General features: G+C 65.0%; 12 protein-coding genes. 3 read left to right on the forward strand and 9 right to left on the reverse strand.

The window, feature by feature from the left end; translation table 11 throughout:
- From gudD to S58_RS08790, 3 genes are all read right to left on the reverse strand, one after another.
- Complete coding sequence (gene gudD / locus S58_RS08780) at positions 1-1,356, reverse strand: glucarate dehydratase (RefSeq protein WP_015664928.1); 1,356 nt, start codon at positions 1,354-1,356, stop codon at positions 1-3.
- Positions 1,357-1,522: 166 nt separating this feature from the next.
- Complete coding sequence (gene kdgD, locus S58_RS08785; protein ID WP_015664929.1) at positions 1,523-2,464, reverse strand: 5-dehydro-4-deoxyglucarate dehydratase; 942 nt, start codon at positions 2,462-2,464, stop codon at positions 1,523-1,525.
- A gap of 147 nt (positions 2,465-2,611) precedes the next feature.
- On the reverse strand, positions 2,612-3,517 hold the full coding sequence (locus S58_RS08790; protein WP_015664930.1) for a LysR substrate-binding domain-containing protein: 906 nt from the start codon (positions 3,515-3,517) through the stop codon (positions 2,612-2,614).
- Positions 3,518-3,967: 450 nt separating this feature from the next.
- Between S58_RS08790 and ligD the strand changes: the two genes are divergently transcribed.
- Entirely contained in the window at positions 3,968-6,697 is a 2,730-nt protein-coding gene (ligD, locus tag S58_RS08795) for a DNA ligase D (protein WP_015664931.1), read from the forward strand.
- A gap of 59 nt (positions 6,698-6,756) precedes the next feature.
- Here ligD and S58_RS35975 read toward each other — a convergent pair whose 3' ends face one another.
- Entirely contained in the window at positions 6,757-6,921 is a 165-nt protein-coding gene (locus S58_RS35975; protein WP_015664932.1) for a DUF3309 family protein, read from the reverse strand.
- Positions 6,922-7,089: 168 nt separating this feature from the next.
- On the opposite strand from S58_RS35975, the gene S58_RS08800 reads away from it, so the two are divergent.
- Entirely contained in the window at positions 7,090-7,398 is a 309-nt protein-coding gene (locus S58_RS08800; protein WP_015664933.1) for a polyhydroxyalkanoic acid system family protein, read from the forward strand.
- Here S58_RS08800 and treY read toward each other — a convergent pair whose 3' ends face one another.
- The 5 genes from treY to treS are packed head-to-tail and all read right to left on the reverse strand — an operon-like array spanning position 7,399 to position 19,494.
- A complete protein-coding gene (gene treY, locus S58_RS08805) occupies positions 7,399-10,209 on the reverse strand; it encodes a malto-oligosyltrehalose synthase (protein WP_015664934.1) in 2,811 nt (936 codons plus the stop codon).
- A gap of 1 nt (position 10,210) precedes the next feature.
- Positions 10,211-11,977 (reverse strand): malto-oligosyltrehalose trehalohydrolase, encoded by a 1,767-nt coding sequence (gene treZ, locus S58_RS08810; protein WP_015664935.1) that lies wholly within the window; start codon positions 11,975-11,977, stop codon positions 10,211-10,213.
- Complete coding sequence (gene glgX / locus S58_RS08815; RefSeq protein ID WP_015664936.1) at positions 11,974-14,049, reverse strand: glycogen debranching protein GlgX; 2,076 nt, start codon at positions 14,047-14,049, stop codon at positions 11,974-11,976. Before glgX ends, treZ begins: the two co-directional genes overlap by 4 nt.
- Before the next feature lie 4 nt (positions 14,050-14,053).
- Positions 14,054-16,192, reverse strand: a complete 2,139-nt coding sequence (glgB, locus tag S58_RS08820; protein ID WP_015664937.1) for a 1,4-alpha-glucan branching protein GlgB — start codon at positions 16,190-16,192, stop codon at positions 14,054-14,056.
- On the reverse strand, positions 16,189-19,494 hold the full coding sequence (gene treS, locus S58_RS08825; protein WP_015664938.1) for a maltose alpha-D-glucosyltransferase: 3,306 nt from the start codon (positions 19,492-19,494) through the stop codon (positions 16,189-16,191). Before treS ends, glgB begins: the two co-directional genes overlap by 4 nt.
- 337 nt (positions 19,495-19,831) lie before the next feature.
- Between treS and malQ the strand changes: the two genes are divergently transcribed.
- The gene (gene malQ / locus S58_RS08830; protein WP_015664939.1) at positions 19,832-21,784 is read left to right on the forward strand and encodes a 4-alpha-glucanotransferase; all 1,953 of its coding nucleotides are present in this window, start codon (positions 19,832-19,834) and stop codon (positions 21,782-21,784) included.
- Positions 21,785-21,789: the final 5 nt, after the last annotated feature.

Consider the following 21,789-nt stretch of genomic DNA (forward strand, 5'->3'; position numbering starts at 1 on the left):
TCATCGCACGAGACAGGGGCGCTTGTCGTCGAAAGTCCAGCCGGGGATCAGATACTGCATTGCGACGGCGTCGTCGCGTGCGCCGAGCCCATGCGTCTTGTAAAGTGCATGAGCCTTTTCGATGGCGCCGCGGTCAACTTCGATGCCGAGCCCGGGTTGCTCCGGCACGGCGATCCTGCCGCCCTCGATCTGCAGCGGCGCCTTCGTCAGCGCCTGGCCGTCCTGCCAGATCCAGTGGGTGTCGATCGCGGTGACCTTGCCCGGGGCGGCGGCGGCGACATGGGTGAACATCGCCAGCGAAATGTCGAAATGGTTGTTGGAGTGTGAACCCCAGGTGAGGCCATTGTCCTTGCAGGTCTGGGCGACGCGCACCGAGCCCTGCATGGTCCAGAAATGGGGATCGGCCAAGGGGATGTCGACCGCGCCGAGCCGCAGCGCATGGCTGAGCTGCCGCCAGTCGGTGGCGATCATGTTGGTGGCGGTTGGCAGGCCCGTGGCGCGGCGGAACTCGGCCATGATCTCGCGGCCCGAGAAGCCGGCCTCGGCGCCGCAGGGGTCCTCGGCATAAGCGAGGATGCCGTGCATGTCCTTGCAGAGCCGGATCGCCTCATCCAGCGACCATGCGCCGTTCGGATCGAGCGTGACGCGCGCCTGCGGGAAGCGTTTGGCGATCGCGGTCACCGCCTCGATCTCGGCTTCGCCCGCGAGCACGCCGCCCTTCAGCTTGAAATCGGCAAAGCCGTAGGCATCGTGGGTGGCCTCGGCGAGCCGCACCACGGCCTCGGGCGTCATCGCTTCCTGATGGCGCAAGGTGTACCAGCCCTCACGCTCGCCCGCGCCGGTGGCGTAGGGTAGATCGGTCTTCTTGCGGTCGCCGACGAAGAAGAGATATCCGAGCGCCTCGACCGATGCGCGCTGCTGGCCTTCGCCGAGCAGCGCAGCGACAGGCAGGCCGAGATGCTGGCCGAGCAAATCGAGCAGCGCGGATTCGACGGCGGTCACGGCATGGATCATCACGCGCAGATCGAACGTCTGCTTGCCGCGACCGCCGGCGTCGCGGTCGGCGAAGGCGGTGCGCATCGTGGCCAGGATGGTGTTGCAGGCGCCGATGCTCTTGCCCACGATCAGGCTCTTCGCATCCTCCAGCGTCTGCCGGATCTTCTCGCCGCCCGGCACCTCGCCGACACCGGTGTGGCCGGCATTGTCGGTGAGGATGACGAGGTTGCGGGTGAAGAACGGCCCATGCGCGCCGCTGAGATTGAGCAGCATGCTGTCACGGCCGGCGACCGGAATGACCTCCATGCCGGTGACGACCGGCGCGCCGGAGATTCCTGTGCTGGTGGCTTCGTGACTCATGTGCTCCTCCTTTGGTCGCCTTGTTCTTGCTGCGCCCGTCCTCCTCATGGTGAGGAGCCCGCCACTTGGCGGGCGTCTCGAACCATGAGGCCAGGCTGTGGCCTCATCCTTCGAGACGCCTGCTACGCAGGCTCCTCAGGATGAGGGGCAAGGCGCAGCCCCGTCTTTACTCCGCGGCCTGGCTCACCGCCGCTGCCGGCAGCGCCTTCACCAACGCCGTCAGCTCGGCCATCTCCGCATCCGTCAGATCGGTCAGCGGCGGCCGCACCGGGCCGGAATCGCGGCCGATCACCTTCATGCCGGCCTTGATGATCGAGACCGCGTAGCCCTTCTTGCGGTTGCGTATCGCGATCAGCGGCAAAATGAAATCCTTCAATCCGGCATGGATCGCGGCGTGGTCGCGCTTGCGCACTGCGGCATAGAAGTTGGTCGCGAACTCCGGCACGAAGTTGAACACCGCCGAGGAATAGGTCGTCACGCCCATGTCGAGATAGGGCAGGGCGAAGGTCTCGGCGGTCGGCAGGCCGCCGATATAGGTCAGGCGGTCACCCATCCTGGTGTAGACCCGGGTCATCAGCTCGATGTCGCCGATGCCGTCCTTGTAGCCGACCAGGTTCGGGCAGCGCTCGCACAGCCGGGCCAGCGTGTCCGGCTGCAGGATCGCGTTGTCGCGGTTGTAGACGATGACGCCGATCTTGACCGCATTGCAGATCGCTTCGACATGAGCGGCGAGGCCTTCCTGCTCGGCATGCATCAGATAGGGCGGCAGCAGCAGCAGGCCGTCGGCGCCGGCCTTCTCGGCACCAACAGCGATCTCGCGCGCGATCGCCGTGCCATAGCCAGTGCCGGCGAGCACGGGCACGCGGCCCTTGGTCTCCTCGACCGCGATCCGCACGACCTCGGGCACTTCGGCCGCCGTCAACGAGAAGAACTCGCCGGTGCCGCCGGCGGCGAACAGGCCGGCGACGTCATAGCCGCACAGCCAGTCCATGTTGGCGCGATAGGTGGCCTCGTCGAAGGAATGGTCGGCCTTGAACGGCGTCACGGGGAAGGAGAGCAGGCCGCTGCCGATTTTCGCAGCCATTTCCTTGGGGGTCATCTTGCTCATCGCGCGGGTCCTCGCCAATGTCGTCACGAATGTCTTGGGATTGGACGCGGCAATTGCGCCAGCGCGTGTATCCCTCGAGGCGTTTCGTAGGACCAAGGTCGATGCCGGTCCAACCCAATCACGGTATTGATTGATGCTGGTTGAGTATCAATCCTCCCCCTGCTGCAGGGCAGCGAGACTGCCCGCGATCTCGACCAGCGCCGGCAGCAGCGGATTGTCGTGATCGCGCCGCCAGACCAGGAACAGCTCGGCCGGTGTCGGTGTGCGCAGCTTCAGCGGCCGCAGCCTGACGTCGGCGATCTTCAGGCTGGAGGCGGCTTCCGGCACGATGGCGAGGCCGAGGCCGGCGCGCACCATCGCGAGAATGGAGTGGATCTGGCTCAGATGCTGCACATAGCGCGGCAGCACCTCGGCGCGCATGAACTGCGACACCAGCAGGTCATGGAAATAGCGCGCCTCGATCTGCGAATACATGATGAAGGGCTGACCGTCGAAATCGCGGATCGACACGGCCTCGGCCGCGGCCAGCCGGTGGCGGCGGGGCAGCGCCGCGCACAGCGGCTCGGCGACGACGCGGCGGGTGGCGAATTCGGGCCGCGCGATCGGCGGCCGCAGCAGGCCGGCGTCGATCTGGCCGGAGGCCAGCGCCTCGATCTGGTCCCCCGTCACCATCTCGCTGAGCGACAGGTCGGCTTCGGGAAGCTGGGTGCGGCAGGCGGCGACGAGCTCGGGCAGGAAGCCGTAGGCGGCGGCCGCGGTGAAGCCGATCTTCAGCGAGCCGCTCTTGCCGGTCGCGATCCGGCGCGCGACCTGGGCGGCGTCCTCGGCCATCTTCAGGATGCGCCGCGCCTCCGGCAAAAAGCTGCGGCCTGCAGGCGTCAGCTTCACCGAGCGGCTGGTGCGCTCGAGCAGGGCCGCATCGATGATGTGCTCCAGCACCTGGATCTGCCGCGACAGCGGCGGCTGCGTCATGTTGAGCCTGACGGCGGCGCGGCCGAAATGCAGCTCCTCGGCCACGGTGACGAAGCAGCGCAGCTGGTTGAGGTCGAACATCGATGCCTCCTCGGCATGGATCGGGCGGGTGGTAGGGCTTGGTAGCATTGATCGGCGGAGGTGGGAATGTCGTGATGTAGGTCGGCAGGAGCGCGGCTGCGCTGTTGCCGCGAATGGTCGCGCCGTGCCCACATTCGATGCCGATGGTGGGCGCGGCGCCCACGGGGCTGCGCCGCGTGCACGCCTTCGTCTACCCTACGCAGCGCGTTGCGGAGCTGTCGTTCTTCATAGCTGGGTCGCATGGATGAGCAAGATCAAGCCAATCAACCAAGGCATGGTCGCGCGGTCTTGCGGCAGGTGATGCCGAGGTGTGTGGCTGGTTCGCCCAGAGCAGCCTGGGCTCATCGAGGCGCGGGAACGCGGAACTTTGCCCGGTGTTATCCTGATGATACGGCCGGTTCCGCGATCTCCCCGGCTTTGCTACGCTACCACTCAACGCGAGGGATCACCGTGGCGCTCAGGAAGCTCTCCACCTACCGCAAGAAGCGCGATTTCGACAAGACCGCGGAGCCGTCGGGTGACGCCAAGATCGCGCGCGCTGAACGGCCGCGCTTCGTCATCCAGAAGCACGACGCAACGCGGCTGCATTACGATCTGCGGCTGGAATTCGGCGGTGTGTTCAAGTCGTGGGCCGTGACCAAGGGGCCTTCGCTCGATCCGCACGACAAGCGGCTCGCGGTCGAGGTCGAGGATCATCCGCTCGACTACGGCGATTTCGAAGGCACGATACCGGAAGGCGAGTATGGCGGCGGGACCGTGATGCTGTGGGACCGCGGCTATTGGGAAAGCGAAAATCCCGAGCGCGGCTTCGAGAAGGGCGACCTCAAGTTCACCCTCGACGGCGACAAGCTGCGTGGCAGCTGGGTGCTGGTGCGGATGCGCCATGATCGCACCGGCGGCAAGCGCACCAATTGGCTGCTGATCAAGCACCGCGACGAGTTCGCCCGCGAGGGCGAGGCCAACGATATCCTGGATGCGGACAAGTCCGTCGCCTCGGGACGCACGATGGAGCAGATTGCGGCCGGCAAGGGCAAGGCGCCGAAGCCGTTCATGCTGGACAAGGCGCAGCGCATGAATGCCGATGCGGTCTGGCGCTCGAACCGCAGCGACAGCAAGCCGTCGTCGAAACATGTTTCAGCGAGCAAGCCCAAGATTAGCAAATCCAAGGCGAGCAAACCCAAGGCAAGCAAGAAGGCGACCGAGGCCGGGGAGGAGCCGAAGGCCGTGGCCCCGCGGACGGTGGCGTCGTTGCCGGACTTCGTGCCGCCCGAGCTCTGCACGTCCGTGGCGCAACCGCCGAGCGGCGAGGGCTGGGCGCACGAGATCAAGTTCGACGGCTATCGCGTGCAGATCAGGGTCGAGAACGGCGAGGTGACGTTGAAGACCCGCAAAGGCCTGGACTGGACCGCCAAGTTCGGCGCGATCGCCGAGGAAGCGGCCAAGCTGCCGGACGCGATCATCGATGGCGAGATCGTCGCGCTCGACAAGGACGGCAATCCGAATTTTTCTGCACTGCAGGCGGCGATATCGGCCGGTCAGACCGATGAGCTGATCTTCTTTGCGTTCGACCTGATGTTTGCGGAGGAGTTCGATCTGCGCCGCCAGCCGCTGCGCGAACGCAAGGCGCGGCTCGCGAAGCTGTTGAAGGCGAGCATCAAAGGCAAGGCGCCCCGCATCCGCTATGTCGAACACTTCGAGACGGATGGCGAGACCGTTCTCGATTCCGCTCGCAAGCTGTCACTGGAAGGCATCGTCTCGAAGAAGCTCGACTCGGCCTATCATTCGGGACGGACCGAGAGCTGGACCAAGGCCAAGACGCGGCCCGGGCACGAGGTCGTCATCGGCGGCTGGAAGACCACCAACGGCAAATTCCGCTCGCTGATGGTCGGCGTCAACAAGGACGATCATCTCGCTTATGTCGGCATCGTCGGCACCGGCTTCGGCCAGGACACGGTGAACGAGATCATGCCGGCGCTGAAGGCGGCGGCGTCGGACAAGAGTCCGTTCGGCGGCAAGAACGCGCCGCGTCGGGTGCGCGAGGTGCATTGGCTGAAGCCGGAGCTCGTCGCCGAGATCGAGTTTGCTGGCTTCACCGGTGACGGCAATGTCAGGCAAGCCTCGTTCAAGGGGCTGCGTCAGGACAAGCCGGCGCGCGAGGTCGTCGCCGAGGAGCCGGTGGTGACGACCAAGGTTGCCAAGCCGGTGGCGCGGGCCGCGGCCACGGTCGCGACCGGCGGCACGACCGTGCACAAGACGCCGTCGCGATCGAAGAGCGCGGCGACCGTGATGGGCATTGCGATCTCCAAGCCTGACAAGGCGCTGTGGCCGGACGCCGGTGACGGCGAGCCCGTCACCAAGCTCGATCTCGCCAACTATCTGGAAGCCGTCGGCGACTGGATGATCGGCCATCTCAAGGGGCGGCCGTGCTCGATCGTGCGTGCGCCGGATGGCATCGGCGGCGAGAAATTTTTCCAGCGTCACGGCATGCAGGGCATGTCGGACCTGCTGGAGCTGGTCAAGGTCTCGGGCGACCGCAAGCCGTATCTGCAGATCGATCGCGTCGAGGGATTGATCGCGGTAGCGCAGGTCGCGGCCGTCGAGCTGCATCCGTGGAATTGCGCGCCCGATGTCTACGACGTGCCGGGCCGGCTGGTGTTCGATCTCGATCCGGCGCCGAACGTCGCCTTCGAGGAGGTGATCGCGGCCGCCAAGGAGATGCGGCAGCGGCTGACGAGCCTTGGTCTGGAGAGCTTCTGCAAGACCACGGGCGGGAAAGGGCTGCACGTCGTGACACCCTTGCGCTACGGCGCGCGCGACAAGGTGACGTGGCCGGAGGCGAAGGCGTTTGCGCAGGGCGTGTGCCAGTGGATGGCCAACGATAATCCGGATCAGTATCTGCTGAACATGTCGAAGAAGCTGCGCAAGGGAAAGATCTTCCTGGACTATCTGCGCAACGACCGGATGTCGACCTCGGTCGCGGTGTTGTCGCCGCGGGCGCGCGAAGGCGCGACGGTGTCGATGCCGCTGACCTGGGCGCAGGTCAAGAACGGGCTCGATGCCAAGCGCTACACAATCCGCACGGTCCCGGCTCTGCTCTCCAAGGCCAAGGCGTGGGACGGTTATGACGAGGCCGCCGGATCGATCAAGCCCGCGATCAAGAAGCTCGCAAGTGCATCATAGGAATGCGGGCAGAGACGGCTGCGCCGCCTCTGCCCGAACGGATCGAATCAGTTGCACCGTCAGATTCGGCCGAGCAGGACGAGGATCAGGATGATGACGATGATCAGGCCGAGGCCGCCGCCGCCGTAGTAGCCGGTGCCGTAGAAGGGACCGCCGCCGATGCCGGAAAAGCCGCCGAGCAGGGCGATGATGAGAATGATCAGAATGATAGTTCCGATGGACATGTGCTTCCCTCCAGGGCCCGGCAGCGGGGCGAATGTGCTCTGCCTTCGCCGAGGAAACTGGTGGGAACTTCGAAAGTTCCGGCCGAGGTCCAGGTAAAATGCGGGCGTGTCTTTGCGGTCGTGGCAGCTGATGACTACATCAAGACGGTTGTTAGTCAGGAGATCGCGATGTCAAGACCGCTTGTCGTTTCCATTCCGCATCGCCTCGGCAAGGACGAGGCCGTGCGCCGGCTGCAGGCGGGATTGACCCGCGCCGCGCGCAGCGTTCCGGTTCTGAGCATCGACGAGGAGCGCTGGGAGGGCGACAAGATGATCTTTCGCGTTCGCGCCCTCGGCCAGGCGGCAGCCGGCCATGTCGATGTCGCCGAGGATCACGTGCGGGTCGAGGTCGTCCTGCCCTGGTTGTTGCAGCGCTTTGCCGAGGCGGCGCAAGCGGCCATTCGCAGCCGTGGCCAGCGGTTGCTGACCAAGAGCTGATCAGGTGGCGGCGACCGCCGCCGGCCCCGCATGACGTTTTCCGATCTGCCCGGCTGCTGCCTCGCTCCGCGCCGGGATCACCGCCGCCGGCAGATGGGTGAAAATGGAGGAGACCGGAAGGAGCCCATCTTGCACGCCCTCGGCCTTGTAACCGGGAACGTGCACCGCGGCGTCGAACGCGTCGGCGTGCGGCCACACCCGGCCGCTGTCGGTGAATGGCGCAAACGCCCGTGCGACCACTACGATGGCCGCTTCACGGCCACGGCAACGCGCGAAGGCGACGATGTGATCTGCGTGGCGGCCCGTCACCTCCAGCGGCTCGTATGCGCCGTCCGTGAACACCGCTGCGAGCTCGTTGCGCATCTTGAGCAGATGCCGCGTCCAGCCCAGCTTGACGCGGCCATCAGGCCAGAGCTCGATGAGACGAGCCCAGTCCGGCTTCTCTGCCTCCCGCAGTGCGGTCTCGCGCGCGGCAAAATCGACCGGACGGCGGTTGTCGGGATCGACCATCGACAGATCCCAGAACTCGGTGCCCTGGTAGAAATCGGGCACGCCCGGCATGGTGGCCTTCAGCGTGAGCTGGGTCAGCGAATTCAGCGCGCCGAGCAGCGCCAGCCGCCTAGCCACCGTCTCCAGCGACTGCAAGAACTCGGACGAGCGCTCGCGGTCGAGGATGCGCTCGATGAACATGCGCAGGCCGTTCTCATAGGCCTCGTTCGGGTTGAGCCAGCTCGTCTCCTCCTTGCCTTCCCGCGCCGCCTTCAGCGCATAGGCCTGCAAGCGCCCGGGAAGGCTGTCGTCGGCGCCGGACGCCGGCCAGATGCCGACCAGCGTCTGGTAGAGCATGTATTCGAACGCGGCCGAGGGCGCGCGCATGTTGCCCTCCACCACCACATGAGGCGCGTTCAAGGTCTTCCAGCGCGCCACCGAGGAGGTCCAGTCGCTGGGCAGTTCGGTGAGCGCCGCAAGCCGGGTGCGGGCGTCTTCGCCGCGCTTGGTGTCGTGGGTCGCAGTGGCGGTCATGCCGTGCGGCCAGTGCCTGGCGCGGTCGCGCATCAGTCTGTGGAAGTCGGCGATGGCGAGCGCATGCGCCGCCGGATCGCCGCCGACCTCGTTCAGCGGGAGCAGCCGGTGGAAGCGATAGAAGCTGGTGTCCTCCAGCGATTTCGCCATCATCGGGCCCGTGAACTGCTGCACCTTGAGAGCGAAGCGGCGCACGCGCGGGACGCTGTGGTTGGTGCTGCGGTCGCGCTTGATGAGATCCATGGTCAGCGCATCGCGCAGGAACTCGAAGATCGAGCCGTCGGAGGCGAACCATTCGGCGCGGGCGCCGGCGATGGCGTGATCGATCAGCTTGCGGTCGGCCTCGGTCGGAGCGGCCGTGGTGAGATAGGTGCGATAGACCGGGAAGTGCAGCACGTAGAGCTCGAGCGCCCGGCGCAGGCTGTCTTCCGAATAGTCGCGCGTGGAGTAGTGGCCGTTGGCGATCCGCGCCAGCAGCCGGGTCAGCACGGTGAACTCGCTGGTCAGCAGCGTTTCCAGCACGCGCCGCTTGGCGTCCTTGATGACGGGCGCGAGCTTCGGTGGCCTATTGCTGATCTGGCGCCAGATCTCGTCGAGCGGCTCCAGCCCGTTGCCGTCGATCAGGAGCTGCGTGATGACGTTCATCCACTCGTAGCCGGTGGTGCCGTGCACGCCGGCGAAGCTCGGCAGCTTCTCGTGCTCGCAGAGGATCTTTTCGATCACGACATAGAACGGCGCTGCCGCCGGCCCGCGGGCGTCACGGATCAGGCGGCGCAGGCGCTGGAAATACTGCGCGGGGTCGCGCAGGCCGTCGATGTGGTCGAGCCGCAATCCCTGCAACCGGCCGTCGGCGATCAGCTTCTTGACCAGCCGATGGATCGCCTCGAACGTGCCGGCATCCTCGACGCGCAGGCCCGCCAGCGTGTTGACGTCGAAGAAGCGGCGATAGTTGATGTCGCTGGACGCCAGCCGCCAATGCCCGAGCTTGTAGTTCTGCCGCTCCAGCAGGTGATGCAGAGCGAGCGTCTGCGCCGGCCGGTCGGGGCCGGCCCTGTAGGCCGAAAGACCGCGGGCGATGATATCTGCCGCGCCGGGAACGGCCATGAGCGCTGCCTTGAAGCCGGGGGCTTCCTTGCGATTGGGATGGCGCAGACCCGGATAACGCGAGACCAGTTCGAGAATCTGTTTGCCCGCATCGCTATGCTCCTCGCCGGCTTCCTTGACGATGATGCGCAGCATCTCGCCATAGCGCTCGGGAGCGATCGGCAGCCGATGCTCGAAGTACCAGCAGGAGAAGGAGCCTTCGCTGGCGTCGTAGCGCAGCTCGATATCGCCATGTTCGAGCGCGTGGCCGTAGGAGGTGCCGATGATCGGCAGCAACACTCCGCCGCGCGCGCGATACGGCAACTGGTCCCAGTCGATGTCGAAGGAGGCTGCGTGGGGCGAGGCCTCGCCCCATTCGAGCACGTCGAGCCACCACGGATTGTCGTCGAAATGCACGCCGACATGGTTCGGCACGAAGTCGAGGATGAGGCCGAGATCGTGCTGCTGCAGCGCCGCGCTCAGCTTGGCAAAGCCCTCCTCGCCACCGAGCTCGGGATTGAGCTTGGAATGGTCGGTGATGTCGTAGCCATGTGTCGAGCCCTTGCGCGCTTTCATGAAAGGCGAGGCGTAGACATGGCTGATGCCGAGCGCCTTCAGATACGGCACGACGCGCGCGGCCGCCTCGAAGTTGAAATCGGCGGTGAGTTGCAGGCGGTAGGTCGCGAGCGGAATGGCCGGAGGCATGTTACCCTCCGATGCTCCAGAAGACGGACCAAGGCGGCAGGCGGTCTCCAGGCGTGCCGCCCCAAATCAGAGTGCCCGCGAACTCGCTCGGAGAGAAGGCCAGCTCCCTGTCAGAGACGTTGGCGAGCAGCCGCAGCTTGCTGCCGTCACCCATCACCCAGTGAGCGCTCAGCCGCCCGTCGTCGGTCGCATTGGCGTCGCCGAATTTTGCGCCCGGCAGTCGCGGCGCGACCTCCTTGTGCCGCACGGCAAGCAGCGCGCGTACCAGCGCCAGACGCGCGCGCCCAGGGGACTCATTGCGGGAGTCCCAATCGATGATCGCGGACTTGAAAGTCTCGATGTCGAGCGGATCGGGGACCTCGTCGCCATATTTGGCGTACGCCCACTCATACTCCCTGCGGCGTCCCCTGCGCACGGCATGTGCGAGGTCGCCCTGGAAGTCGCAGAAGAACGGGAACGGCTGCTTCGAGCCCCATTCCTCGCCCATGAACAGCATCGGGATCGTCGGCGCCAGCAAGGTCGCCGCCAGCGCAGCCGCGATTCCTTCCGGGGGCGCCAGTGCCTCCAGCCGGTCGCCGAACACGCGGTTGCCGATCTGGTCGTGGTTCTGCAGGAAATTGATGAAGGCGCCGGGGGCCAGATGACCGCTCGGTTCGCCCCGTGGGTCGCCGCCCCAGAACACGGCCGGCTCGCCCTGATAGACGAAGCCCGAGGCGAGCGCGCGCGCGAGGCCATTGCGCGGCGATTGCTGATAGTCGCCGTAATAACCGCCGTTCTCGCCGGTCAGCATCACGTGCCAGACGTGGTGATAGTCGTCATTCCACTGCGCGCGGAATTTGCCGCTTGGCGGATCCTCGGAGGCGTCGAGCATGCTGGCGCGGTTGTCGCCGTTCTCGAGCACGAGATGGATGTGCCGTCCGGCCGCCGCGGCGAATTCGCCGACCGCCGCGCTGAGATCGTGCAGCATTGGAATCTCCCCCTCGTTGGAGAGGATGTGATTGACGGCGTCGAAGCGCAGTCCGTCGAAGCGATAGTCGCGGAGCCAATGCAGCGCGTTCTCGATCGCGAAAGCGCGCACTTCCGGCCGCCGGTAGTCGATGGCGCTGCCCCACGGGGTATGCGCGTCGGTGAAGAAGGTCGGTGCATACCGGCCGATGTAGTTCCCCTCAGGACCAAAGTGATTGTAGACGACGTCGAGGAACACCATTACGCCGCGTAGATGCGCCTCGTCGATCAGCGCGCGCAAATCGTCGGGACGGCCATAGGCGCTGTCGGGCGCGTAGAGCAGCACGCCGTCATAGCCCCAGTTGCGCTTGCCGGCGAAATCCGCCAACGGCATCAGCTCGAGCGCAGTGATGCCGGTCTCGACGAGGTGGTCGAGCTTGTCGATCATCGCGCGATAGGTGCCTTCCTTCGTGAAGGTGCCGACATGGCTTTCGAGGAACACGGCATCCTGCCACGGACGGCCGCGCCAGTCCGAGGAGCGCCAGCGGTAAGCGCCGTGATCGATGACTTCGCTGGGACCGGAGACGTCCTCCGGCTGAAAATCCGAGCCTGGATCCGGAACGTCGAGCTCGTCATCAATGCGGAACTTATATTGCGTGCCGGCACCGACTCCGGCGACATCGAGCACATACCAGCCGCTATCGACGCGCTGCATCTCATGCTTGCTGTCGAGCACCAGATCGACGCGCTTCGCGGCGGGAGCCCACAGCCGGAACGTCGTGCCGTTGCCGGTGATGCGAGGCCCGAACTGCCGGGCGCTCATGACAGGCCCGCATAGGCCAGCACGGAGCGCGGCGGCGCCTTGAGATCCGCGCCGGCGATGAAGTCGATCTGCGTCTGCTGGGCTTCAGTGGTGTTGAGGACCTGCTGCCACGTCTTGTATTCGGCGAGCTTGGGCAATTTGAATCCGATCTCTTCGGGGGCGGCGTTCAGAACGATAAAGATCGGAGCCTGCTCCTGTTCCACCGGCGCGAGCACATAGGCGAGAAATCGACCATCGGGAAAGGTCCAGTCGGTTTGTGTCATCTCCTCTGCCGAGGGTGTCAGCCACAGCACGCCGAAGCTGCCATCCGAGCGACGGCCATCGAGCCAGCGGCGCGCGCGAATCTGGCCGAAGCGGCGGCGCAGCTCGGTCATGTGCGCAATGAAGTCGATGAGGTCGTCACCTTCGCGCCCCATGCCGCTCCAGTCGACCCAGCCGACCTCGTTGTCCTGGCAATAGGCGTTGTTGTTGCCGCTCTGCGAGTTGCCGACCTCGTCGCCGGCGAGCAGCAGCGGCAGGCCCTGCGCGAGGAACAAACAGGCGAGCTGATTCTTGCGCGACTGCCGGCGCAGCGCATTGATGGCCACATCGTCGGTCGGCCCCTCATGGCCGAAATTGTTGCTGTGGTTGTCGTTGGAGCCGTCGCGATTGTCCTCGCCGTTCGCCTCGTTGTGCTTGCTGTTGTAGCTGAACAGGTCCGCAAGCGTGAAGCCGTCATGGACGGTGACGTGATTGAGGCTGGCGCGCTGCGTGCGGCCGTCGTGATTGAAGATGTCCGACGAGCCGGTCATGCGGCTCGAGACCTCGCCGATCAGGCTGCCTTCGCCGCTCCAATAGCGCCGCATGGCGCTGCGATAGCGGTCGTTCCATTCCGACCATTGCGATGGAAAGGCGCCGACCTGGTAGCCGCCGAGGCCGACGTCCCAGGGCTCCGCGACCAGCTTGACGCCCGCCAGCACCGGGTCCTGGCGGATCGCCGTGAGGAAGCCGCTGCGCCGGTCGAAGCCGTGCTTCTCGCGGGCGAGCGTGGTGGCGAGATCGAAGCGGAAGCCGTCGACGTGACAGACCTCGACCCAGTAGCGCAGCGAGTCCATCACCATCTGCAGCACACGCGGATGCGTGAGATTCACCGATGAGCCGCAGCCGGTGAAGTCGTCGTAGAACCGCGGATTGTCTGGCTGCAGCCAGTAGTAGGACGCGTTGTCGATGCCGCGATAGCACAAGGTCGGCCCGAGATGATTGCCCTCGGCGGTGTGGTTGTAGACGACGTCGAGCATCACCTCGATGCCGGCGTCATGCAGCCGCGCCACCGTCGTCCGGAAAGCGTCGAGCGGATTGTCCTGCGCGTAGCGCAGCTCCGGCGCGAAGAACGAGATGGTGTTGTAGCCCCAGTAGTTGACCAGCTTCTTCTCGACCAGCATGCGGTCGTCGATGAAGGCGTGGATCGGCAACAGCTCGATCGTGGTGACGCCGAGCCGCTTGAGGTGCTTGATCATCGCCGGCGACGACAGCCCGCCATAGGTGCCACGCAGATTGGGCGGGACGTCGTCACGCTTGTTGGTCAGGCCCTTGACGTGGGCCTCGTAGATGATCGTGTCCTCCCAGGGGATCTGCGGACGCATTTCGCGCCGGCCCCAGTTGAAGGTCTCGTCGATGACGACGGCCTTGGGCATGCCGCGCGCATTGTCGCGCCGGTCGAAGGAGAGGTCCTCTCGCGGCGAGCCGGCGCGGTAGGCGAAATGCGCATCGCTCCAGACCAGGCGGCCGGCCAGCCGCTTGGCATAGGGATCGAGCAGCAGCTTGTTGGCATTGAAGCGATGGCCGCGCTCCGGCTCGTAGGGGCCGTAGACCCTGTAGCCGTAGAGCTGCCCGGGCGAGACGTCGTTGAGGTAGCCGTGCCAGACGTCCTCGGTCCGTTCCGGGAGCTCGATACGCTCGATCTCCCGGCGGCCCTGGCTGTCGAACAGGCAGAGCTCGACCTTCTCGGCATTGGCCGAAAACAACGCAAAATTGGTCCCCCGTCCGTCCCAGGTGGCTCCGAGACGGGCGTGACTTCCTGTGGCCAGACGCATTGCGTCAGGCTTCCGGGACGAGAAATACCGCTGCCATGGGCGGGAGGATGAGGTTGAGCTGGTGTTCTTCAGAGGCATGAACCTGGCCGACATTGCCGACATTGCTGCCGCCATAATGCAGGGAGTCGGAATTTAAAGCTTCCCGCCACCTGCCGCCGAACGGCACGCGGACCCGGTAGTTGTAATACACGTTGGGCGAAAAGTTCACGACCACGACGCAGCGGGCATGCTCATCGAAGCCTTTTCGTACCCAGGCGAAGACATTGCGGTCGGAATCGTCCGCGATCAGCCATTCAAAGCCGTCCGGCTCGCAGTCCCGCTCATGCAGCGCCGGCACGTTGCGGTAGAGATGGTTGAGGTCGCGGATCAGGGCCTGGATGCCGGCATATTTGGCGTCGCCCAAGAGATGCCAGTCGAGCGAGGTATCGTGATTCCACTCGCGCTCCTGGGCGAGTTCGCAGCCCATGAACAGGAGTTTCTTGCCCGGATGCCCGAACATGAAGCTGTAATAGGCGCGCAGATTGGCGAAGCGCTGCCAATCGTCGCCGGGCATCCGTCCCAGAATGGAGCGTTTGCCGTGGACGACCTCGTCATGGGATAGCGGCAGAATGAAGTTCTCGGAAAAAGCGTAGTGCAGCCCGAACAGGATCTCGCCGTGGTGATATTTGCGGTGGATCGGATCCTTGCTGACGTAGCGCAAGGTGTCGTGCATCCATCCCATGTTCCATTTGTAGCCGAAGCCGAGGCCGCCCATGTCCACGGGGCGTGAGACCTGCGGCCACGCCGTCGACTCTTCCGCAGCCGTCGTCGCCTGCGGGAAATGACCGAACACCTCGATATTGGTCCGGCGCAGAAACTCGATCGCCTCCAGGTTCTCGCGGCCGCCATATTTGTTGGGAATCCAGCCGCCGGACGGACGGCTGTAGTCGAGATAGAGCATGGACGCGACGGCGTCGACGCGCAGGCCGTCGATGCCGTAACGCTCGAGCCAGAACAGCGCATTGGAGCGCAGGAAGTTGGCGACTTCGGTGCGGCCGAAATTGTAGATCAGGGTGCCCCAGTCGAGGTGCCGGCCCTGCATCGGATTGGCATGCTCGTACAGCGCCGTACCGTCGAAATGGCCGAGGCCATGCGGGTCGTCGGGGAAATGGCCTGGTACCCAATCGAGCCATACCGCAAGCCCCTCGCGATGGCAGGCCTCGATCAGGGCGCAGAAGTCATCAGGGGTGCCGAAGCGGCTGGTTGGCGCGAACAGGCCGGTCGGCTGATAGCCCCATGAACCGTCGAAGGGGTGCTCGCTGACGGGGAGGAATTCGACATGCGTGAAACCCATGTCGCGTGCATAGGCCGGCAACTGCTCGGCCAACTCGCGATAGGTCAGCCACTGGTTGTTGTCCTTGCGTCGCCAGGAGCCGAGATGCACCTCGTAGATCGAGACCGGCTTGTTCAGCTTGTTGATGTCATGCGGCGCCGGCCGCGGGCGCGGAAGCGTCGTTTCGTCGATGACGATCGATGCGGTCTTCGGACGCAGTTCGGCCGCGAACGCCATCGGATCGGATTTGAGCGGCAGGTGCTCGCCCTGCGGGCCGATGATGTCGAACTTGTAGTGATCTCCAGCCTTGGCAAGGGGAACGAATAGTTCCCAATAGCCGTTGCCGCGCACCCGCATCGGGTGGCGTCGTGCGTTCCAGAAGTTGAAATCGCCGACGACGCTGACGCGCCGTGCGTTGGGCGCGAGCACGACGAAGCCCACGCCCTCGACGCCGTCGAGTACCATCGGATGCGTGCCGAGCTTGTCGTAGAAACGCTCATGGTTGCCCTCGCCGAGCAGGTGCAGATCGAAATCGCTCAGGATCGGCAGGAAACGATAGGGGTCTTCGAGGTCAGTGACGCGATCGCCGAACGTGGCTCGAAATCGATAGCGCTGCAGCGACGACATGGTCCCGGTGAACAGGCCGGCGTCGTGGATGCGCGTGAGCGGCGCGACTTCGCCGTGCTCGCCGACCACCTCGACCCGGGAGGCCTCGGGCAGGAAGGCGCGGACCACGGTCCGGCCGTCGATCGTGTGCTGACCGAGATAGCGAAACGGGTCGGCATGCCGACCTTCGATGATCGCAAACGCCTCGGGAGAAAGATGGGTCATGAGGACTCGCTGGCAGGTGCTGGCACGAACAGGACGCGAAGCAGGTTGCCCAGCGCGACGCGTAGCCAGTCCGGCCGGTGAGCCAAGTCATATTCGAGTGCTCCGAGGGCTTTTTCCAGCATGAAAAAGTTAAGGAGCGCCTCTGCGGTGTGCGGATCGTCGGGCCAGAGGCGCTGTTGGGTCCTGTTCTCGCGATAGCCCGCCAAAAAGGCGGCGATGGCCCGATCGCGCCAGTCCAACAGCGCCGCGGCAATCCGGCCGTGGTCGTCGGGGCCGGCGCGCAGGGCGCGATCGAGGGCGACGCCGACCGAGCAATCGATCGAGCGCAGGAATCCGGCGATGTCGCGGGCCGGCGGCGCCTTGCGCTGGCGCTCGGCGAGCGGCTGCTCCTCGTCGCCGTCGAAGTCGATGATGAAGACGTCGTCCTTGACGATCAGCATCTGGCCGAGATGGAAGTCGCCATGGACGCGGATGTCGAAGCCGCCGACATGGTGCGGGATCAGATTGCTGAGCCGCTCCGACAGATCGCTTCGCTTGGCGAGCACCTGGTCGACCAGTGCTCGCTCATGATCCTTGAAGTGGTCGCGGCGCTCGCTCAGGACGGCGAAAATACGGCCTGCCTGGGCGCGGAGCCGGTCGATCCAATGGTCGAGCGCATCGGCCGTCGTCGGCTCCGGGGCGAACTCGGCCATGTCGTCGCGCGACGCCAATGCCGCATGCAACTCGCCGACCCGTCGTCCGGCCTGTGCCATGTAGCGCAGGTAGGGCAACAGCTCCTCGCTCTGGCGCTCGTCGCCGCTTGCGGCAAATACGCGCTGGTCGTCGATGTAGCGGTCGAGATAGGCCGCGCTGACGGTCCAGCCGTCGCCCTGGTTCTCGACAAAGCCGTGGACGCTGCCGATGGTCCAGCGCCCGCCGTCCTGCATCACCTCGACGCTGCCGAGCAGCGGCGGCACGTTGGCAAAGCCCACGATCTCGGTCAGGAAGCGACCGACATCGACCTCGGGGTGGCTGCCAGCCTCTAGCTCGCGATAGATCTTGATGAAGAATTCATTGTTGACCACCGCCTTGCTGCTGCAGCGGTCGGTTTCGATGATGCGGACCTGCTCGGACTCGCGGATCGGCTTGTCCGGAAATCGCGACGTCGGGAGGAATTCCAGGCGCAGTCCGTTCTCCTCCACGATCAGCGATTGACCGAGATTCCGCAGCAGCAGTGCGAGGAAGATGGGAGTGGTCGCCGCATCGAGCAGGGTGCCTTCGCGGGCGCCCTGGCGCACGGCGGCAAACGCCTGCGGATTGTAGCGCTCGCGATCGAAGCGAACCCAGTCGATCTGCATCGGCAGCAGATAGCGTAGCGCGTCCTGCCGTTCAGCGGCCTTGAAGAAGATCAGCCAGGGGCGGTTGTCGCCGATGTCGCAGAACGGAATCGCGGCCGTGAGCGTCGGATGGATCGCCTCGGCCGAGCGCTCGGGGTACCAGCGCGTGCGCGCGAGGTGGTCGGGCAGCACGTCGCGCTCGAACAGGCTGCGTGTGCGCGCCAGGGACACCCAGGTGGAGCCGAGCGGCACCACCAGCGTTTCGAATTCCGGAACGGCGCGCTGGACCACCGGCTCGGATTTCTCGCGCTCCTTGAGCTGGAACCAGTAGAAGCCGTAAGGCGCGAGCGTGATCATGTATGGCAGCGTGCCAATCGCGGGAAAGCGCGAGCGCCCCAGCATCTCGACCGGAATGCGGTCCTTGAACGCGGAGAGATCGAGCTCGGTCGCCTGCGCGGAGCGCGACAGATTGGCGACGCAGAGGATGACCTCATCCTTGTATTGCCGGACATAGGCCAGCACGGACCGGTTGGCGGGACGGATGAAGGCCATCGTGCCGCGCCCAAAGGCCAGCGTCGATTTGCGCACCGAGATCAGCTTCTTGGTCGCGTTCAAGAGCGACGACAGGCTGCGCGACTGCGCCTCGACGTTGACGGCCTCGTAGCCATAGACGGGGTCCATGATCATCGGCGCGTAAAGCCGCGCCGGGTCGGCGCGGGAGAAGCCGCCGTTGCGGTCCGGCGTCCATTGCATCGGCGTGCGCACGCCGTTGCGGTCACCGAGATAGATGTTGTCGCCCATGCCGATCTCGTCGCCGTAATAGATGATCGGCGTGCCGGGGAACGACAACAACAGCGAGTTCATCAGCTCGATCTTGCGCCGGTCATTGTCCATCAGGGGCGCCAGCCGCCGGCGGATGCCGACATTGATGCGCGCGCGCGGATCGTTGGCGTAGGTCGACCACAGATAATCCCGCTCGACGTCGGTCACCATCTCCAAGGTCAGCTCGTCATGGTTGCGCAGGAACAGCGCCCACTGGCAGGTCGCGGGAATGTCGGGCGTCTGGCGCAGGATGTCGGTGATCGGGAAACGGTCCTCCTGCGCGATCGCCATGTAGATGCGCGGCATCAGCGGGAAGTGGTAGGCCATGTGGCATTCGTCGCCCTGGCCGAAATATTCCTGCACGTCCTCGGGCCATTGATTGGCCTCGGCCAGCAGCAGCTTGTCCTTGGCGTAATTGTCGAGCTCGACGCGCAGGCGCTTGATGATCGCATGCGTTTCGGGGAGGTTCTCGTTGTTGGTGCCGTCGCGCTCGCACAGATAGGGGATGGCGTCGAGCCGGAAGCCGTCGACACCGGCATCGAGCCAGCGCTTCATCACCTGGATGATGGCGTTGACCACGCGTGGATTGTCGAAATTGAGGTCCGGCTGGTGTGAGAAGAAGCGGTGCCAGTAGAACTGGCCGGCCTCCGGATCCCAGGTCCAGTTGGACTTCTCGGTATCGGTGAAGATGATTCGCGTGCCCTGATATTTCTGGTCGGTATCGCTCCAGACATACCAGTTGCGGGCGCTTGAGCCGGGCGGGCTGCGCCGGGCGCGCTTGAACCAGTGATGCTGGTCGGAGGTGTGGTTGACCACGAGCTCGGTGATCACCCGCAGGCCGCGCCGCTTGGCCTCCTGGATGAAGCGCTTGAAATCCTTCATCGTCCCGAAATCGGGATTGATGCTGCCGTAGTCGGCAATGTCGTAGCCGTCGTCGCGCCCGGGCGAGGGGTAGAACGGCAACAGCCACAGCGTGGTGACGCCGAGGTCCTGCAGATAATCGAGCTTATCGGTCAGGCCGGCGAAATCGCCGACACCGTCATTGTTGCTGTCGGCGAAGGCTTTGACGTGCAGCTGGTAAATGATCGCATCCTTGTACCAGAGACCGTCGCCATCGGTCGTCGTCACGAGGTCGGTCGCATCCAGAGACGACATCACGTTCATGGGGCTCTCACCGGACGGAGGATAGTGGATCGGCTGTGGTCGGAGGCGACTTGACCCCGACAGATGCGGCTCTCCTCAAAAGGGGGCAGAATAGGGGAGAAAGCGTCTCGGGGAACGACGCTCTCGAACGTGTGCGCAAATTTGTTCACGGTGATGCCATTGACAACAAAACGGTGTCCCGGTTCGCTATGAATCGAGACGACCCCATACAAAGCTGCAGACGCCGGTTTGGTTCCCCAGGGAACGAGGGCAACCGCAACGCGTTAGGGGTCTATCCTCTTGCGACCCAACAACAATTTCATGACGTGTGCCCCTTCACGTCCAGATCGCGTGCCGAATGGATCTCTACAAAGAAGCTCAATATCTCGGAATTCTGACCGAATTCTATGACGGTCAGGGGCAGCGCCGCGTCACCGACGAGGCAGCCCTCAAGATCATCGTCGAGGCCTTCCCGAGGCCCACACCGCACCGGCTGCTCAGCGGCGCCATCGTGATTCGATCCGGGCAGCCCGTCCGCAGTCGGCTCAGCGAGGCGGCCCAGCTGCCGGTCGTATGGACCATCAAGCGGGGGGACGTACAGGTTGCCAGCGGCGAGGCCGGCGAGGCGCTGGTCGAATGGCCAGCCGATCTTCCGGTGGGCAGCTATCGCCTCGAGCTCGTGGACGCGTCGTCATGCCGCGAGGATCTGCCACTGCTGGTCGCGCCGGAGAAGGCGTTCGGCGGCGATTTCGACCGCGGCTGGCTGCTGGCGGTGCAGCTCTACGGCATTCGCTCGGGCCGCAACTGGGGTATGGGCGATTTTACCGATCTGGCCAATCTGATCGAGCTCGGTGCCAAGCTCGGCGCCGACGGCGTCGGTCTCAATCCGCTGCATGCGCTGTTCGATGACCGGCCCGGGGATTTCAGCCCCTATGCGCCGAACAGTCGGCTGTTCCTGAATGCACTCTATGTCGATGTCGAACAAGCGCCGGGCTTCCGGAAGGGGCCCGACAGCAAGGTGCTCAAGGAGCTGAGGCAAGCCGAGTTCGTCGATTACAAGGGCGTTGCGGCGCTGAAATGGCCGGCGCTGCGCGCGGCCTTCAAGGCCTTCATGGCGATGCCGGACAGCGCCGAGGCCGCCGAGTTCAAGACCTATCGCGCCGAGCGTGGCGACCTGCTCGCGCGCTTCACCTGCTTCGAAGTGCTGCGGCATCGCTTCCAGCAGCCATGGTGGGAATGGCCCGCGGAATGGCGCGAGCCGGACGCGGCGCGCTGTGCGGCTCTGCTCAACGGTCCCGATCGCCGTGAGGCCGATTTCGTCGCTTATGTGCAGTGGCTCGCCGAGCGGCAGCTGCGCCATTGCAAGGAGCTCGCCCATCGGCTCGGCATGAAGGTGGGTCTCTATCTGGACGTTGCGGTCGGTGTTCAATCCGACGGCTTCGACGCCTGGAACGAGCAGGGAGCGATTTCGCGGACGCTGTCCGTCGGCGCGCCGCCCGATCCCTTGAATACGGTTGGACAGAACTGGGGTCTGGCCGGCTTCAATGCACCGGGGCTCGAATTGAAGAATTTCGAACCGTTCCGGGAGATGGTGCGGGCGTCGATGCGTCATGCCGGGGCGATCCGGCTCGATCACGTGCTCGGTCTGAAGCGGCTCTATCTCGTGCCGCACGGCTTTCCCGCCAAGCAGGGCGCCTATGTCCAGATGCCTTTCGACGCTCTCCTGGCGGCCACCGCCCTGGAGAGCGCCGCAAACGAGTGTATCGTCATCGGCGAGGATCTCGGCACCGTGCCGGAAGGTTTTCGCGAGCAGATGGCCGATTGGGGGCTGTGGTCGTACAAGGTGATGATCTTCGAGCGCGACGACAACGCGCGCTTCCGCGATGTCGATGCTTATCCGCCGAACGCCTTGGTGACGCTCAATACGCACGATCTCTCGACCTATGCCGGCTGGCGTTCGTTCGGCGATCTCACGACAAAGCGCGGTCTCGACATCGATCCCGGCGAGACCGACGAGGAGCGCTGGCGCGCATTGGGGCTGTGGGACGAGGTGCTGCGTCACAACGCGATCGAACGCAACGACGTCTATTCGGCGATCAGCTTCCTGTCGCGAACGCGGTCACGGCTGCTCGCGATTTCGCTGGAAGACCTGCTCGGCGTGGTCGACCAACCGAACATTCCGGGCACGATCGACGAGCATCCGAACTGGCAGCGCAAGATGCCGGTCGCGATCGAAGACATCACCGGTGCGATCGATGCCGAGGCGCTGAAAGTCGCAACTGCCGAACGGATCAGTCCGGCGGGCGTTTGAGGAGC

The sequence above is a fragment of the Bradyrhizobium oligotrophicum S58 genome, assembly GCF_000344805.1.
GTDB classification, from domain to species: Bacteria; Pseudomonadota; Alphaproteobacteria; order Rhizobiales; family Xanthobacteraceae; genus Bradyrhizobium; species Bradyrhizobium oligotrophicum.